14 protein-coding genes are annotated in these 15,613 nt (G+C 67.8%); 10 read left to right on the forward strand and 4 right to left on the reverse strand.

Translation table 11 applies throughout. The features are described from left to right. Position 1 precedes the first annotated feature (1 nt). The 3 genes from surE (at position 2) to GY40_RS19140 (ending at position 2,974) form a co-directional block, all read left to right on the forward strand. Positions 2-763 (forward strand): 5'/3'-nucleotidase SurE, encoded by a 762-nt coding sequence (surE, locus tag GY40_RS19130; RefSeq protein WP_038365561.1) that lies wholly within the window; start codon positions 2-4, stop codon positions 761-763. Positions 764-796: 33 nt separating this feature from the next. Next, positions 797-1,459, forward strand: a complete 663-nt coding sequence (locus tag GY40_RS19135) for a protein-L-isoaspartate O-methyltransferase family protein (RefSeq protein WP_051988287.1) — start codon at positions 797-799, stop codon at positions 1,457-1,459. 159 nt (positions 1,460-1,618) lie between these two features. Beyond that, positions 1,619-2,974: a LysM peptidoglycan-binding domain-containing M23 family metallopeptidase gene (locus tag GY40_RS19140; protein WP_038365563.1), complete on the forward strand. Its 1,356-nt coding sequence runs from the start codon at positions 1,619-1,621 to the stop codon at positions 2,972-2,974. 219 nt (positions 2,975-3,193) lie between these two features. On the opposite strand, the gene GY40_RS19145 is transcribed toward GY40_RS19140, so the two are convergent. Next, positions 3,194-4,096 carry an ATP-binding protein gene (locus tag GY40_RS19145; protein ID WP_051988288.1) on the reverse strand — a complete coding sequence of 301 codons (903 nt, stop codon included), beginning with the start codon at positions 4,094-4,096 and terminating at the stop codon, positions 3,194-3,196. 338 nt (positions 4,097-4,434) lie between these two features. On the opposite strand from GY40_RS19145, the gene yajC reads away from it, so the two are divergent. From yajC to GY40_RS19170, 5 genes are all read left to right on the forward strand, one after another. Continuing rightward, the gene (gene yajC, locus GY40_RS19150; protein ID WP_166653019.1) at positions 4,435-4,710 is read left to right on the forward strand and encodes a preprotein translocase subunit YajC; all 276 of its coding nucleotides are present in this window, start codon (positions 4,435-4,437) and stop codon (positions 4,708-4,710) included. Positions 4,711-4,780: 70 nt separating this feature from the next. Next, positions 4,781-6,391 carry a protein translocase subunit SecD gene (gene secD, locus GY40_RS19155; RefSeq protein WP_038365566.1) on the forward strand — a complete coding sequence of 537 codons (1,611 nt, stop codon included), beginning with the start codon at positions 4,781-4,783 and terminating at the stop codon, positions 6,389-6,391. A gap of 27 nt (positions 6,392-6,418) precedes the next feature. After that, a complete protein-coding gene (secF, locus tag GY40_RS19160) occupies positions 6,419-7,372 on the forward strand; it encodes a protein translocase subunit SecF (protein WP_038365568.1) in 954 nt (317 codons plus the stop codon). 11 nt (positions 7,373-7,383) lie between these two features. Further along, on the forward strand, positions 7,384-7,761 hold the full coding sequence (locus tag GY40_RS19165) for an Mth938-like domain-containing protein (protein ID WP_038365570.1): 378 nt from the start codon (positions 7,384-7,386) through the stop codon (positions 7,759-7,761). Between the two features lie 165 nt (positions 7,762-7,926). Continuing rightward, complete coding sequence (locus GY40_RS19170; RefSeq protein WP_248311219.1) at positions 7,927-8,778, forward strand: phytoene/squalene synthase family protein; 852 nt, start codon at positions 7,927-7,929, stop codon at positions 8,776-8,778. A 95-nt stretch (positions 8,779-8,873) separates the two neighbouring features. On the opposite strand, the gene trmFO is transcribed toward GY40_RS19170, so the two are convergent. Both trmFO and GY40_RS27190 read right to left on the reverse strand, forming a co-directional pair. Continuing rightward, positions 8,874-10,295: a methylenetetrahydrofolate--tRNA-(uracil(54)-C(5))-methyltransferase (FADH(2)-oxidizing) TrmFO gene (gene trmFO / locus GY40_RS19175; RefSeq protein WP_038365574.1), complete on the reverse strand. Its 1,422-nt coding sequence runs from the start codon at positions 10,293-10,295 to the stop codon at positions 8,874-8,876. 240 nt (positions 10,296-10,535) lie between these two features. Continuing rightward, positions 10,536-10,691 carry a DUF1127 domain-containing protein gene (locus GY40_RS27190; RefSeq protein WP_081925531.1) on the reverse strand — a complete coding sequence of 52 codons (156 nt, stop codon included), beginning with the start codon at positions 10,689-10,691 and terminating at the stop codon, positions 10,536-10,538. A 592-nt stretch (positions 10,692-11,283) separates the two neighbouring features. Between GY40_RS27190 and GY40_RS19180 the strand changes: the two genes are divergently transcribed. Next, the gene (locus GY40_RS19180; RefSeq protein ID WP_038365576.1) at positions 11,284-11,625 is read left to right on the forward strand and encodes a hypothetical protein; all 342 of its coding nucleotides are present in this window, start codon (positions 11,284-11,286) and stop codon (positions 11,623-11,625) included. A 69-nt stretch (positions 11,626-11,694) separates the two neighbouring features. On the opposite strand, the gene GY40_RS19185 is transcribed toward GY40_RS19180, so the two are convergent. Continuing rightward, entirely contained in the window at positions 11,695-14,097 is a 2,403-nt protein-coding gene (locus GY40_RS19185) for a heavy metal translocating P-type ATPase (protein ID WP_038365578.1), read from the reverse strand. 315 nt (positions 14,098-14,412) lie between these two features. Here GY40_RS19185 and GY40_RS19190 point away from each other — a divergent pair, with 315 nt between their 5' ends. Beyond that, complete coding sequence (locus tag GY40_RS19190; protein WP_038365580.1) at positions 14,413-15,606, forward strand: CaiB/BaiF CoA transferase family protein; 1,194 nt, start codon at positions 14,413-14,415, stop codon at positions 15,604-15,606. Positions 15,607-15,613: the final 7 nt, after the last annotated feature.

Consider the following 15,613-nt stretch of genomic DNA (forward strand, 5'->3'; position numbering starts at 1 on the left):
GATGCGAATCCTCGTCACCAACGATGACGGCATCCATGCCGAGGGGCTGGAAGTGCTGGAGCGTATCGCGCATCAGCTCTCCGACGATGTCTGGGTCGTGGCGCCGGAGAGCGACCAGTCCGGCGTCGCCCATTCGCTGTCGCTGTCGAATCCGCTGAGGCTCCGTCAGATCAGCGAGAAGCGCTTCGCCGTGGCGGGCACGCCGACCGACTGCGTCATCATGGCGGTGCGCTCGGTCATGGCCGAGGTGCGGCCCGACCTCGTGCTCTCGGGCGTCAATCGCGGCTCGAACGTCGCCGAGGACGTGACCTATTCCGGCACCATCGCCGCGGCGATGGAGGGCACGCTGCTCGGCATCCCCTCGATCGCGATCAGCCAGGCCTATACGCCGGGCGACCGCAACAATATCCGCTGGGACTGCGCCGAGCATCATGCGCCGGGCATCATCCGCCGCCTGCTGGAGGAGGGGATTCCCGAGGGCGTGCTGTTCAACCTCAACTTCCCCAATGCGGGGCCCAGCGATGTGCAGGGCGTCTCCGTCACGGTGCAGGGCCGGCGCGACCAGGAACTGGTCAAGCTCGAGCCCCGTAAGGACGGGCGCGGCAATCCCTATTACTGGATCGCCTTCCAGCGCAGCCGCAAGGAGCCGGCCAACGGCACCGATCTGCGCGCCATGGCCGAGAACCGCATCTCTGTGACGCCGCTGGAACTCGACCTGACCCATGAGCCGACGCTGACGCGCTTCGCGCAGGTCTTCGCCTGAGGCGATTGGGGAAGGCTGAGGGGAGGGGCGGAGATGGGGGAGGAGGTGCCGGCCAGCGAGGGCGAGCGCACCGTCGCCTTTCTCCTGTCGCTCAGGGCGCGGGGTGTGCGCGATCTTGCGCTGCTGCGGGCGATGGAGCGCGTGCCGCGCGACCGCTTCGCGCCGGCCCGCTTCGCCGATCTCGCGCGGCAGGACGTCTCGGTGCCGCTGCCCTGCGGCCAGACGATGACGGCGCCGCATACGGTCGCCAATCTGATCGGCGCGCTCGACCTGCAGGCAGGCGCGCGCGTGCTCGAGGTCGGAACCGGCTCGGGCTATGTCACGGCGCTTCTCGCCGCTCTTGGCGGCGAGGTCGTCTCGCTCGAGCGCTATCGCTCCCTGGCGCTGGCTGCGCATGAGCGCGTCTCCGGCAGCGGTTTCGGCAAAGTGGTGGATCTGCGCCACGCCGACGGCTTCCAGCCTGATCGCACGCTGGGCCAGTTCGACCGCATCCTCGTCAACGGCGTGACGCATTCCGTTCCGGAGGCCCTGCTGATGCGGCTTTCGCCCGGCGGCCGGCTGGTCGGGGCGCTCCGCGTCGAAGGCGTGGCGCGGCGCGTGGTGGTGACCCGCCTCAGTGACGGCCAGTTCGATTACGCGACGGGGCCGATTCTGCGGCTGCCGCCGCTGATTCCGGGCCGCTCGCAGGCCCTTTGACGGCTTTCCCGCCGGACCGGACAAACGCGCTGCACGTCGCGGCCACGCCGGCAAAAAATCGAAAAAGGTGAATCGGGACTCGCGAGAGAAACGCTTTCGTAACCTGAACGGGACTTTAATGGCCTTCATCGAGTTGCGTCGTTCGCGAGTACTCTGTCCATGCGTAGCCAAGCCGGAACGGTCAAATCCCGTCTCCTTTGCCGTCTTTCGACGGTCTGTCTGCTTGCCCTCGGTGTCAGCGCCTGCTCGTCGGATACGCTGCGCTTCACCGAGACTCCCTTCGACAATCCGTTCAGGACGGCGCAGGCCGCGCCTGTGCGCGACCCGGTGACCACCGGTTCGATCGGCTCCAGCTCCGGCGCTTTGCAGCCGGTGCCGTCTTCTCCGGTCGTGCGCTCGCAGTCGCTGCCGCCGCCGCAGGCCTCCGCCGCAATGCGGCCGGCGCCGGTCGCTCCGGTCGCGACCGCTCCGTCGGCGCAGCCTGTCGGGGGCAGTGCCGCTGGCTGGACCGCGCAGGGCGGCACGCCGATCGTGCTCGCCCAGGGCGAGACGCTGGACATGATCTCCTCCCGCTACGGCGTGCCGCGCGCGGCGCTGATCTCGGCGAACGGGCTGAGCAATGCCAATGTGGCGCCGGGCACCCGCCTGACGATCCCGATCTACAATGCCAGTGGAGCGGCTACGGCTGCGGCCGAGCCGGTCCGGCGTGCGGCTTCCCCCACGCCCGAGTCGCGCGGCTTCGTTCAGGGAGCGGCGCCGGTGCGCCAGGCTGCGACCGAGGTCCGCTCGCAGGCTCGTAGCGCCGCCGAGATCAAGCCGGTCGCCGAAGCCAGGACTGCGGCTGCTTCCAAGGCGGAGGCCGATGCGCAGGCGATGAAGGAATCGCGTGCCCGCTTCGCTGCCGAGGCCAAGGCCAAGGCGGAGGCCCGCAAGGCCGCCGTCGCCGAGGCCAAGCCTGCGGCAGCCCCGGCGCAGCTCCGCCAGCCCAAGGTTGCGACTCCGGCGGTCGAGTCGACGAAGCCCGTCGCCGTCGCCAGCGCTCCGGCGACCGAGAAGCTTGCACCGGCCGCGAAGGCCGAGCCCGCTCCCGAGCCCAAGACGACCGCCAGCCTGCCGAAGCAGGAGGCGGCGACGTCGAGCGCCGACAAGGCCGATTTCCGTTGGCCGGCCCGGGGCCGCGTCATCTCGGGCTTCAGCGGCAAGGGTGGCAATGAGGGCATCAACATCGCGGTGCCGGACGGCACCCCGGTCAAGGCCGCCGAGGAGGGCACCGTCGCCTATGCCGGCAGCGAGCTGAAGGGCTATGGCAACCTGGTCCTGATCCGTCACCCCAACGGCTATGTCTCGGCCTATGCCCATAATGGCGAGCTCAAGGTGAAGCGCGGCGATACGGTCAAGCGGGGCCAGGTCGTCGCCAGCTCCGGCCAGACCGGCAACGTCTCGTCGCCGCAACTGCACTTCGAGCTGCGCAAGGGTTCGACCCCGGTCGATCCGACGCCTTATCTGAACAACTGATCGAAGCTGCCCAAATCCGGCTTCAGCCTTCGATCGGTACCCGCGAGACCCCGCCGATCGAATACGGAACGGGGCGCCTCCAGAAGAGGCGCCCCGTTTTGTTTGCTTTTTCGGATACCGTCATGCTCGCTCCTGTGGTGAGCATCCAGATCCTGAGCAGTGCGCTGCGTCGATGAAGACGTGGATGGTCGAGACAAGCCCGACCATGACCTTCGCGCTTCACCCCTCCAGCTTCTTTCCGAGCCGGCCGGCAAGGTCCTGGATGTATTGCCAGGCGGTGCGGCCGGAGCGGGAGCCCCGCGTCGTCGCCCATTCGAGCGCGTCGCGGCGCAACTCCTCCGGGGCGACGGTGAACCCGAAATGAGCGACATAGCCGTCGATCATCGCGAGATATTCGTCCTGGCTGCATTTGTGGAAGCCGAGCCAGAGGCCGAAGCGGTCGGAGAGCGAGACCTTCTCCTCGATCGCCTCGCCGGGATTAATCGAGGTCGCGCGCTCATTGTCCATCATGTCGCGCGGCAGCAGGTGGCGGCGATTCGAGGTCGCGTAGAACACGACGTTCTCGGGCCGACCCTCGACGCCGCCATCGAGCGCTGCCTTGAGCGATTTGTAGGAGGTGTCGTCGCCGTCGAAGGACAGATCGTCGCAGAAGACGATGGCGCGGTGCGGATCGCTGCGGAGCTGGCTCATCAAGGCGGGCAGGCTCTCGATGTCCTCGCGGTGGATCTCGATCAGCTTCAGCGGCCGCTCGCTCTTGGCGAGATGCTGGTTGGTGTCGGCATGGACCGCCTTGACCAGCGAGGACTTACCCATGCCGCGCGCGCCCCAGAGCAGGACGTTGTTGGCGGGCAGGCCGCGGGCGAAGCGCTCGGTGTTCTCGGCCAGCGTGTCGCGGACGCGATCGACGCCGCGCAGCAGGGACAGAGCGACGCGGTTGACCTTCGGCACCGGCATGAGCTCCGAGCCTGCCGCGTGCCAGACGAAGGCGTCCGCCGCCGCAAGGTCGATCGGCTTGCGCGGTTGAGGGGCGATGCGCTCCAGCGCGGAAGCGATCCGCAGCAGGGTCGCGAGCGTCTCGGTGGCGGTCTGGTCGATGGTTTTCTCGGTGGTCTTGTCGGTCATCTGGCATGCGCCTTCATGGTTTGGCTGACAACCGTACCGTACCGTCCGGTACGGTTGCGTGCCTAGCTAAACCGCGTTGTGCGATCTTGCGCAAGGGCATTGCGCGAATGGCGGCAAGCCCATAGGTGAGGAGCGCGCTCGCGCGAGTGGGCGTGTCCGATTGATTTCACGGCATTGCTGGCTATAGTCCGCGCGATTTTCCGGCCGGGCGATGCTTTTGTCGTGTCTTTTCGCGGCGTGTCTTGCGGCTTGGCGGCTCGTTGCCGTCGCACCAGAGGAGTGTTTTTGTGATCACCCCCGCTTTTGCCCAGTCGCTTGGAGCCGGCGGCGGCTCCGACATGCTGATTCAGCTGGTGCCGTTCCTTCTGATCTTCGTCATCATGTGGTTCCTGATCATCCGGCCGCAGCAGCGCCGGGCCAAGGCGCATCAGGAGATGATCAAGAACGTGCGTCGCGGCGATACGATCGTCACCTCCGGCGGGCTCGTCGCGAAGGTGTCGAAGGTCGTCGACGACGGCGAGGTCGAGGCCGAGATCGCCGAAGGCGTGCGGGTGCGCATCGTGCGCGGCATGATCCAGGACGTCCGCTCGAAGAGCGAGCCGGTCAAGAACTGAGGCGACGTCGCCCAAGACGACGACTGGCCTCCTCGTGAGGCCAGCCCCCACAACAAGGCTGTTCACGCAGATGCTTCGTCTCCAGGCCCGCAAGGTCATTCTCGTCCTGCTCGTGCTGTTCTTCGGCTGCGGGCTCGCCGTGCCGAACCTGTTCTCGCCGGAGACGCGCAAGTCGATCGAGGAGAATGCCCCCTCCTGGATTCCGCGCTTCCTGCTGCCGACCCATGCGGTGGTGCTCGGCCTCGACCTGCAGGGCGGCTCGCACGTCCTGCTCGAGATCGACCGCGCCGATCTGATCCGCAGCCAGGTAACGCAGTTGCGCGACGATACGCGCCGCATCCTGCGCGAGGAGCGCATCAGCCTCCAGGGCGGCATCCAGACGACGACGCGCGGCGTGCAGATGCGCATCCCCGATGCGGCCGAGCGCGCGCGTGTGCTGCCCAAGCTGCAAGAGCTTTCGCAGCCGGTCGGCACGCTCGGCGCCTTCGGCCCGTCTGGCAACCAGTCGATCGCGATCACCGAGCAGCCCGACGGACTGATCCAGCTCACCGTGACGGAAGCTGGCTCGAACGAGCGCATCCGCCGCGCCGTCGAGCAGGCGATGGAAGTGCTGCGCCGGCGCGTCGACGCGCTCGGCACGACCGAGCCGAACATCCAGCGCCAGGGCCTCGACCGCATCCTCGTCCAGGTGCCCGGCCTGCAGGATTCGCAGCGGCTGAAGGAAATCCTCGGCGACACCGCCAAGCTGGAGTTCCGCCTGCTGGGCGATGCCAACAGCACCGATGTCGACATGCTGCCCTCGCAGGATTCGGGCGGCCAGCCCGTGCCGGTTCTGCGCCAGCCCGTCGTCGACGGCGCCGATCTCGTCGATGCGCAGCCCTCCTTCGATTCGCGCACCGGCCAGCCGATCGTGAATTTCCGCTTCAACATCCGCGGCGCGCAGCGCTTCGGCCAGATCACCACCGAAAATCTCGGCCGCCCGCTCGCCATCGTGCTCGACAACAAGGTGATCTCGTCGCCGGTCATCCAGTCGCCGATCACCGGCGGCTCGGGTCAGATCTCCGGCAACTTCACCGTCCAGCAGGTCAACAACCTGGCGATCCTGCTGCGCGCCGGCGCGCTGCCGGCCAAGATGACCATCGTCGAGGAGCGCACCGTCGGCCCGGGCCTCGGCGCCGACTCGATCCATGCCGGCAAGCTCGCGACGCTGATCGCCGGCGTTCTCGTCGTGCTCTACATGCTCGGGACCTACGGCATCTTCGGGCTGATCGCGAGCGTCGCACTCTTCGTCCATGTCTGCCTGATCTTCGGCCTGATGTCGCTGATCGGGGCGACGATGACGCTGCCCGGCATCGCCGGCATCGTGCTCACCATCGGCACGGCCGTCGATTCGAACGTGCTGATCTATGAACGCATGCGGGAGGAGGAGCATCAGGGCCGCAGCCTCGTCTCGGCGCTCGAGGCCGGCTTCCAGCGCGCCTTCGCGACGATCATCGACTCGAACGTCACCATGCTGATCGCGGCCGTGGCGCTGTTCTCGCTCGGCTCCGGCCCGGTGCGCGGCTTCGCCGTGGTGTTCATCCTCGGCATCCTTACCACCGTCATCACGGCGGTGACGCTGACCCGGATGCTGATCGCCGTCTGGTATCGCTGGGCCAAGCCCAAGCACCTCCCGTTCTGACGCAGCCCAAGCTCCAGGAGATTGGCCATGCGCCTGCTTCGTATCGTTCCCGACAATACCCGCTTCAAATTCGTCTGGTTCCGCCGGTTCAGCTATCCGATCTCGGCCGCCTATTCGATTCTGGTGCTGGCGCTCTTCCTGACGGTCGGCCTGAATTTCGGCATCGACTTCAAGGGCGGCACCCTGATCGAGATGCAGGCCAAGAGCGGCAAGATCGAGATCGCGCAAGTGCGCCAGACCGCCAATGCCCTCGGCTTCGGCGAGGCGGAGGTGCAGGAGTTCGGCGACGGCACGGAATTGTCGATGCGCTTTCCGCTCCAGGCGGGCGGCGAGGCGGCGCAGCAGGGCGTGGTGACGAAGGCGCGCGACGCTTTCGCCTCGACCTATGAGTTCCGCCGCGTCGAGACGGTCGGGCCGCGGGTCTCGGGCGAGCTGGTTCAGGCCGGCGCGCTCGGCGTCGTGCTGGCGATCATGGGCGTGCTGATCTATCTCTGGTTCCGCTTCGAGATGCCGCTCGCCATTGGCGCGATCCTCGGCACGCTGCACGACATCGTGCTGACGATGGGCTTCTTCCTGATCACGCAGCTCGAATTCAACCTGACCTCGATCGCGGCGATCCTGACCATCGTCGGCTATTCGCTGAACGAGACGGTCGTGGTGTTCGACCGCACGCGCGAATTGCTGCGCCGCTACAAGACGATGCCGATCCCGGAGCTGCTCGACCTTTCGGTCAACTCGACCCTGTCGCGAACCGCGATGACGGCGACGACGACCTTCCTGTCGCTGCTCGCGCTCGTCATCTTCGGCGGCTCGGCGATCGAGGGCTTCGCGCTCGTCATGCTGTTCGGCGTCGTGGTCTGCACCTATTCGGCGATGTTCGTCTCGACGCCGGTGCTGCTCTACATGGACGTTCGCGGCCAGGGCCAGCGCGAGGAAGCCCGCGAGAAGACGCTCGCCGGCGCCAAGCCCAAGGCCGGCTGAGGCCGGCGGCCATGGCACGCTTCGAGGGCTTCGTGCCGGGGCGCTGGGCGCTCGATGCGATCGGAGCCGGTGGCTTCCGTTTCGCCGAGATGAGCCACAAGGGCTCGATCATCGCGACGCCGGCCGGCATCCGGCTCTGGCCGGTGACGCAATTCTCCGAGGTCACGCTCGACAGCCTCCAGCCGATTCTTGACGAGGCCGGGGCGATCGACTTCCTGATCATCGGCACCGGGCCGGACATCGCCTTCATTCCGCCGGCCTTGCGCGAGCCGCTGAAGCAGGCCGGCATCACCGTGGAAGGCATGGCGACCGGCGCCGCCGCGCGGACCTATAATGTCCTCGTCGCCGAGGATCGCCGCGTCGCTGCGGCGCTGATCGCCATCCCCTGAGATCGCGGCACAGGCCGCGTCCGGCTGCGGCGTTTTGGCAGCCATGAATCGTGGGCGTAGCCCCCGCGGGGGCATTGGCCTAGACTGAGGACGAAAGCGAGGCCGGGTATGGCGGGCCGAGACGGTACGACACCGCAGGTTCAGACAGATCAGCGCGACGATAGGGTGCCTGCGCGCCTGCCGGAGGCCTATGCGCATTGCGCGGCGCTGGTCCGGGAGCAGGATCAGGATCGCTATATCGCGACGCTCTACGCGCCTGAGGCGCGCCGCCACGGGCTCTTCGCGCTCTATGCCTTCAGCCAGGAGATCGCGCGGGTGAGGGCGCTCGTCAGCGAGCCGCTGCCGGGCGAGGTCAGGATGCAATGGTGGCGCGACCTGCTCGAAGGCCAGCCGAATGGCGAGGTGCAGGGCCACCCCGTCGCTGCGGCGCTGCTCGACACGGTGAAGCGCTATCGCCTGCCGATCGCGCCACTGACCGGGCTGATCGATGCCCGCACCTTCGATCTCTATGACGACCCCATGCCGTCGCTGCGGGATCTGGATGGCTATGCGGGAGAGACTTCCAGCGCCCTGATCCGGCTCGCCTGCATCGTGCTGGCCGGCGGGCGTGACCCCGGCGGGGCGGTGGCTTGCGGCCATGCCGGCGTCGCCTATGCGCTGGCCGGGCTGATGCGCGCCTTCCCCTGGCATGCGGCGGAGGGGCAGGTCTATCTGCCGGCCGACATCCTGGCCCGCAACGGCGTGACGCGGGACGACATCGTGCGCGGGCGCGGCGGGCCCGGTGTGCTTTATACGCTCAAGGAATTGCGCGAGATCGCGCGCAACCATCTCAAGCAGCTCGCGAGCCTGAGCGATACGATTCCGCCGGCGGTGCAGGCCGCCTTCCTGCCGGTCGCGCTGGTCGAGCCCTATCTGCGCAAGATGGAAGGCAAGGGCTACGATCCCTATCGCACAATCATCACCCTGCCGGCCTGGCGCCGGCAGTGGATCCTGTGGCGGGCGGCGCGGAAAAGCTGAGAGGCTCCGTCATGCTCGGGCTCGGACCGAGCATCTCCTCCAAAAGAGCCCCCGGGGCTGCACTTCGCTTCCGACCGGGGATGACGGTCAGCGCTTCACTCGGCCGCTTCCGCTTGCTCACTCCCGGCCCATTCCTCCATCACCTGCTTGGCGCGCGCCGTCAGCGCCTGCTTGCGGGCGAGGCTCTTGGCCGGGCCCTTGAGGCGCTTGCCGTCGGGGCCCGTCTTGGCGACGCCCTCGATCGGCGGGAACAGGCCGAAATTGATGTTCATCGGCTGGAAGGAACGCGGGCCCTCGTCGATGGTGGTGATGTGGCCGCCAGTGATGTGGTTGACCAGCGCGCCCAGCGCCGTCGTCGCGGGCGGCAGCGGCAGGTCGCGGCCGAGCCGCTCGGCCGCCGCCATGCGTCCGGCGAGGAGGCCGATGGCGGCGCTCTCGACATAGCCCTCGCAACCGGTGATCTGGCCGGCGAAGCGCAGCCGCGGATCGGCCTTCAGCCGCAGCCGCTCGTCGAGCAGCTTCGGCGAGTTGAGATAGGTGTTGCGGTGGATGCCGCCGAGCCGCGCGAACTCGGCGTTCTGCAGGCCGGGGATCATCCGGAAGATCGCGGCCTGTTCGCCATATTTCAGCTTGGTCTGGAAGCCGGTCATGTTGAACAGCGTGCCGAGCGCGTTGTCCTGGCGAAGCTGCACCACCGCATAGGCCTTCACCGTCGGGTTGTGCTTGTTGGTGAGGCCGACCGGCTTCATCGGCCCCCAGCGCAGGGTCTCGCGGCCGCGCTCGGCCATGACCTCGATCGGCAGGCAGCCGTCGAAATAGGGCGTGCCTTCCCACTCCTTGAACTCGGTCTTCTCGGCGGCGAGGAGCGCGTCGATGAAGGCCTCGTACTGGTCCTTGTCGAGCGGGCAGTTGATGTAGTCGGCACCGGTGCCGCCCGGACCGGCCTTGTCATAGCGCGACTGGAACCAGGCCTGATCCATGTCGATCGAGTCGAAATGGACGATCGGCGCGATCGCGTCGAAGAAGGCGAGCGAACTCTCGCCGGTCAGCGACAGGATGCCCTGCGCCAAAGCCGAGGAGGTGAGCGGGCCGGTGGCGATGACGACATTGTCCCATGCGGCCGGCGGGAGGCCGGCGATTTCGCCACGCTCGATGGTGACGAGCGGGTGAGCCTCCAGCGCGGCCGTGACGGCCTGCGAGAAGCCGTCGCGATCGACCGCGAGCGCGCCGCCGGCCGGGACCTGATGCGCGTCGCCCTTGGCCATGATCAGCGAGCCGAGCCGGCGCATCTCCCAATGGAGCTGGCCGACGGCATTGCTCGACGCATCGTCGGAACGGAAGGAGTTCGAGCAGACCAGCTCGGCCAGCCCTTCGGTCTTATGGGCGTCGGTGCCGCGCACCGGACGCATCTCGTGGAGGATGACGGGGATGCCGGCCTGAGCGATCTGCCAGGCAGCTTCCGAGCCGGCGAGGCCGCCGCCGATGACGTGTACGGGTTGAACTGACGAGGTTGCCATGGCTCGGATGTGTCCGCAGCCGGCTTTCAGGTCAAGGGATGAATTCGGGCTGCATCATTGCGAGACGCGTAGCGGCGAAGCAATGACGGCGGGGTCAGACGGCCCCAAAATGCAAAATGCCCGCCGGGAGGCGGGCATTCGCTCTTCGACCGAAGCTCGAGGGGAGGGGAAACACGAGCCTCAGGAGAAACTACACGGAACGCACCACGCGTGACGCGTGGCGGTTCGTATTCGGTAACTTCAGGCCGCGGCGTGCGAGCGGGCGATGAAGTTGATCTCCGAGCGCGACAGGCCGAGATCGTCGAGCTCGCGGTCGGTCAGACGGGAGAGCTCGCGAACGGTCTCGCGGTAGCGGAGGTAGGCGCGGATCTTGGCAGCGATCATGGTGACGAACATGGTGGTTTTCCTTGCGTGTATTCCGGAGCGGGGCGGTGCCCACAGCGACAATCTCGTTGTGCAGTGCATATAAGCCAGGCGGTCTGCCGCTTACAGAGGCTCTGCCTCAATTCCGTTATGCGCCTTGCGCATGAACCATTAAGATGTCGGTTACTTTTGTGCCGTTGCCCTGCGCTGGAGACGTGCCTCGTTTCAAATGCAACCGATTTTCTGCCTATTATTTTGTCTTTCCTCCATTCGCGATCTAGGTCGAGCGAACGGGTGCCTGCGTTTTGACCATGTTGCATGTGCTCACTGATGCATAGCGGGGACAGCCGAGGCTCTGCGCTGCAAAATGGAACGATCGTCATTGTCCGGTCGCAATCGGAGGTGCCGGCCGGCAACGGAAACCGGGCCGATTCCCGGAAGCGGCGGAGCGAGCTGCGAAGCTGATTCCGAGCCGCCCATCGGCTGCTTTTGCCGGGCAATTTGTGCCGCTTGGGCGAGGGGCGAATGGGCTCTCGCGATTATCTCACTGAAAACGAAGGCATTTCCCCGCCTGGCGGCGCGGCCCGGGGCTTGCTGGGCATATGGATCACATCCGGAGGATGCCATGTCGGTCGCCATCTCCAGCCGGTCCCCTGCACCGGCTTCCACATTCCCGCTCGGGACGCGTTCGTCGAGCACCGCCGCGACGGAAGCGGATGGCAAGGGGGGCGACGCTTCGGCCTCCTCCTCGGTCAAGGCCGATTTCCTGAAATTCGCGCGGATGAGCCCGGAGGAGCGGGTTCAGCAGGCGGTCCTGTCGAAGCTCGGCATGACCGAGGAACAGTTCAACAAGCTCGACGCCAAGGCCAAGGGCGATGTCCTCGCCAAGGTCCGCGACGAGATCCTGCGCCAGATGGACACGAAGGGCGGGCGCCGCACCGGCACTGTCGCCGATATCAAGGTCTGAGCGGCCGCTTCTATAGAGAGGCCCTTGGAGTCTGGGTGGCCTTGTGGTTCCGATCCAAAACAGCCCGCCTTAACTGGCCTTACCCGCGTCGAAGCGCAGCAGCCGCAGCGCATTCGCCGTGACGAGGACCGTCGCGCCGGTATCGGCCAGGATCGCGACCCAGAGCCCGGTATAGCCGAGCACGCTCGTCACCAGGAACACGGCCTTGAGGCCGAGCGCGATGGCGATGTTCGCGCGGATATTGCCCATCGCCGCGCGGGCTAGCCGGATCATCGCGGCGATGTCGCGCACCCGGCTCTTCAGCACGGCGCCGTCAGCGGTTTCCAGCGCCACGTCGGTTCCCGAGCCCATGGCGATGCCGACGCTCGCCGCGGCCAGCGCCGGAGCGTCGTTGATGCCGTCGCCCACCATCATCACCGGCGTGCCGGCGGCGAGTTCCCGCAGCGCCGCGACCTTGCCGTCCGGCATCAGCTCGGCCTTGTGCTCCATGCCGAGCGCGCCGGCGATGGCGGCCGCAGTGCGGGCGTTGTCGCCGGTCAGCATGGTCGCGCGGACGCCCATCGCTTTGAGTTCGGCGATGGCGGGGGCGGCATCCTCCCGCGGTTCGTCGCGCAGCGCGATCAGCCCGGCCAGCGTGCCGTCGACGATGACGGCGGCGACGGTCTTGCCGGCCGATTCCAGCGACTCGACGGAGGCCTTGGCCCAATCGTCGAACGGCGCGCGGGCCGTGGCATGGCGCGGCGCGCCGACGAACACGGCGCGGCCTTCGACCTTGCCGGTGACGCCCTGGCCGGCCAGCGCCGCCGCTTCCGCCGCCGGTGCGAAGGTGACCGCGTCAGCGCGGGCGCGCTCCAGAACGGCCTCCGCCAGGGGGTGGGCGGAGCCGGCCTCGACGGCGGCCGCGAAGGCCAGAACCTCGCGTTCTTCCCGGTCGAGGGCGACGATGTCGGTGACGCGAGGCTTGCCCTGGGTCAGCGTGCCTGTCTTGTCGAAGGCGACGAGGCCGGTGCGGGCGGCCGTCTCGATGACGACGCCGCCCTTCATCAGCAGGCCCTGGCGGGCGCCGGCCGACAGCGCGGCTGCAATGGCGGCCGGGACCGAGATGACCAGAGCGCAGGGGCAGCCGATCAGCAGCAGCGCCAGAGCGCGGTAGATCCAGACCGACCACTCGCCGGCGAAGAGGAGCGGCGGCACCAGCGCGACCAGCAGGGCGAGGCCGACGATCGCCGGCATGTACCAGCGCGAGAAGCGGTCGATGAAGCGTTCGGTCGGCGCGCGGGCCTCCTGCGCCTCCTCGACTAGGCGGATGATGCGGGCGATGGTGTTGTCCTGCGCTGCCTTGTCGACGCGCACGCGCAGCGCCGCCTCGCGGTTGACCGAGCCGGCATAGACCGGCTCGCCGACCCCCTTGGTCTTCGGCACGGACTCGCCCGTCACCGGGCTCTCGTCGATACCGGAGATGCCGTCGGTGATCTCGCCATCCGCCGGAATGCGGTCGCCGGGGCGCACCAGCACGATCTGGCCGATCGTCAGGCTGGCGGCATCGACCTGTCGGGTGGCGCCGTTTTCCTCGACGATGGCGGTCTTCGGAACGAGGTCGCCGAGCGCGCGGATCGAGGCGCGGGCGCGATCGGCCGCCACGCCTTCGAGCACCTCGCCGACGGCGAAGAGGAAGACGACCAGCGCCGCTTCCTCTGCGGCGCCGATGAAGAGCGCGCCGATGGCGGCAATCGTCATCAGCATCTCGATGGTGAAGGGAATGCCGGAGCGTGCCGCCGCGAGAGCACGGCGCGCCACCGGCGCCACGCCGATCGCGCAGGCGACGACGAAAGCCCAATAGGCGATGTCGTGCCGGACCGTGCCGACGATCCAGGCGGCGGCGAGCAGCGCACCCGTCACCAGCACCAGCCGGCCCTTGCCGGTCTGGTACCAGCTCACACCGTCCGGCGTGACCTCGTGGACATGGCCGGGCAGGCCGTGGCCCTCGTCGGCCTTCGCGGCGGCTCCGGCCGATTGCCCGTGCCGGCCATGGGCGGCGTGATCGTGGCCGGCGTGATTGTGACCAGCGTGGTCGTGTCCATGATCGTGACCCGAGCAGCCGGCGCCGTCATGGGCGTGCGCGCCGTGGTCATGCGATTCATGGTCAGGCGATTCCTGGGCGTGACCATGGTGGTCATGGTCGTGGCCGCCGCAGCAGGGCGCCGCTTCGCCGGCCGGCTTCCGCGCGGGAGCGGCCGCGAGCGCGGAGGTTGTATAGCCGAGCCCGTTGACGCGCTTTTCCACGGCGCCGGCGCTGGTCTGCGCCTCGTCGAGCGCCAGCGTCAGCGTCTCCGACATCACGGAAAGCCTGACGTCGCTGACGCCGGGCATGCGTTCCACCGCGCCGCGGATCTTCGTCGCGCAGCTCGCGCAATCCATGCCGCCGACCTTCCAGGAGAGGGTCTTCGGTTCGGATTCGGTGCGGGTCGCCATGGCCTGTCTCCGTCTGCCTTCGCTACGGGACACAGCTTCTACAAGCTGTAGCCACTTCAGGTTCAAGAGGAAAAATGATCGCCGCCGCGAACAGCGCGCCGATGCCGCGATCCCAGGCCGGCGCAACCTTGCACTGCCGCTGGTCTTGTCTCTGCATGCAGTATGCAGCTAGAAATCGATAGCTCCTCAAAGCGGGCGGACAGCCCGGCTGGGTCATTGCGGCAGGACGCGACCGATGCGCTGGCGGCTGAGCCGTCCCGATGCAGTCGGCGCGTTCCGGCCACGCGTCCGGCAGGGCAGGGAGGAAAAAACGGCATGGCACAAGCCGGACCATCGATGGCCCTGAGAGGGCTGCGGGTGCTGGACCTGACGCGGGTGCGGGCCGGGCCGACCTGCGTGCGAATCTTCGCGGATTTCGGGGCTGACGTGATCAAGGTCGAAAGCCCGCCGGGTTTCGATCCGAACGAGAACATGAGCGGCCCGCGCCTCGGCTACGACATGCAGAATCTGCATCGCAACAAGCGTTCCCTGGCCATCAACCTGAAGACGGCCGAGGGCAAGGCGATCCTGATGCGGCTGGTCGAGGAAGCCGATCTCCTGGTCGAGAACTTCCGGCCGGACGTCAAGGAACGGCTCGGCCTCGATTTCGAGACCCTGCATGCCATCAATCCACGGCTGATCCTGGTCTCGATCTCCGGCTTCGGGCAATCTGGCCCGTACCGGACGCGGGCCGGCTTCGACCAGATCGCGCAGGGCATGGGCGGGATGATGTCGGTGACCGGCCTGCCGGGGCAGGGGCCGGTGCGCGCCGGCATCGCACTGGCCGATTCCTCGGCGGGGCTTTACGGGGCCGTCGGCGCGCTGGTGGCGCTGCAGGAGCGGGCCCTGTCCGGCAAGGGGCAATGGGTGCAGACCTCGCTGCTCGAGGCGCAGATTGCGATGATGGATTTCCAGGCCGCGCGCTATCTCGTCGAAGGTTCGGTGCCGCCGCAGGCCGGCAACGACCATCCTTATTCCACGCCGATGGGGGTCTATAAAACCCGCGACGGCGCCATCAATCTCGGCGTCGGCGGGGAGGAGCAATGGCGCTCCTTCTGCCGGGCTGTCGAGCGGCCGGAATGGGGCAGCGATCCCCGCTTCGACAGCATGGAAAAGCGCTTCGACCAGCGCCCGGAGCTGCGACGGATGATCGAGGAGCGCTTCGCCGCCGCCGGCAGCACGGATTGGCTCGCCGCGATGGAGGCGCATGGCGTGCCGGCCGGGCCGATCTATGCGGTCGACCAGATGTTCGACGACCCGCAGGTGCGCCATCTCGGCATCGCCAGGCTGCTGGAACACCCCCAGCTCGGGGATATCCGGGTCGTCGGCCAGCCGGTGACGCTCTCGCGCACCCCCTCCACGGTGGCGACGCCGACGCCGGCCGCCGGGGAGCATAATGACGAGGTCCTGGCCGAACTCGGCTATGACGAAGCCGGGCTCGCGCGGTTGCGGGCCGAGGGCGTGATCTGACGGAGGC

It is taken from the genome of Allobosea sp. UNC402CLCol, from assembly GCF_000745475.1.
GTDB classification, from domain to species: domain Bacteria; phylum Pseudomonadota; class Alphaproteobacteria; order Rhizobiales; family Beijerinckiaceae; genus Allobosea; species Allobosea spartocytisi.

Bases quoted from the DNA above. Each gene is read 5' to 3' on its own strand.
- surE (WP_038365561.1), top strand. From the start codon at position 2: ATGCGAATCCTCGTCACCAACGATGACGGCATCCATGCCGAGGGGCTG.
- GY40_RS19135 (WP_051988287.1), top strand. From the start codon at position 797: ATGGGGGAGGAGGTGCCGGCCAGCGAGGGCGAGCGCACCGTCGCCTTT.
- GY40_RS19140 (WP_038365563.1), top strand. From the start codon at position 1,619: ATGCGTAGCCAAGCCGGAACGGTCAAATCCCGTCTCCTTTGCCGTCTT.
- GY40_RS19145 (WP_051988288.1), bottom strand. From the start codon at position 4,096: ATGACCGACAAGACCACCGAGAAAACCATCGACCAGACCGCCACCGAG.
- yajC (WP_166653019.1), top strand. From the start codon at position 4,435: ATGCTGATTCAGCTGGTGCCGTTCCTTCTGATCTTCGTCATCATGTGG.
- secD (WP_038365566.1), top strand. From the start codon at position 4,781: ATGCTTCGTCTCCAGGCCCGCAAGGTCATTCTCGTCCTGCTCGTGCTG.
- secF (WP_038365568.1), top strand. From the start codon at position 6,419: ATGCGCCTGCTTCGTATCGTTCCCGACAATACCCGCTTCAAATTCGTC.
- GY40_RS19165 (WP_038365570.1), top strand. From the start codon at position 7,384: ATGGCACGCTTCGAGGGCTTCGTGCCGGGGCGCTGGGCGCTCGATGCG.
- trmFO (WP_038365574.1), bottom strand. From the start codon at position 10,295: ATGGCAACCTCGTCAGTTCAACCCGTACACGTCATCGGCGGCGGCCTC.
- GY40_RS27190 (WP_081925531.1), bottom strand. From the start codon at position 10,691: ATGTTCGTCACCATGATCGCTGCCAAGATCCGCGCCTACCTCCGCTAC.
- GY40_RS19180 (WP_038365576.1), top strand. From the start codon at position 11,284: ATGTCGGTCGCCATCTCCAGCCGGTCCCCTGCACCGGCTTCCACATTC.
- GY40_RS19185 (WP_038365578.1), bottom strand. From the start codon at position 14,097: ATGGCGACCCGCACCGAATCCGAACCGAAGACCCTCTCCTGGAAGGTC.
- GY40_RS19190 (WP_038365580.1), top strand. From the start codon at position 14,413: ATGGCACAAGCCGGACCATCGATGGCCCTGAGAGGGCTGCGGGTGCTG.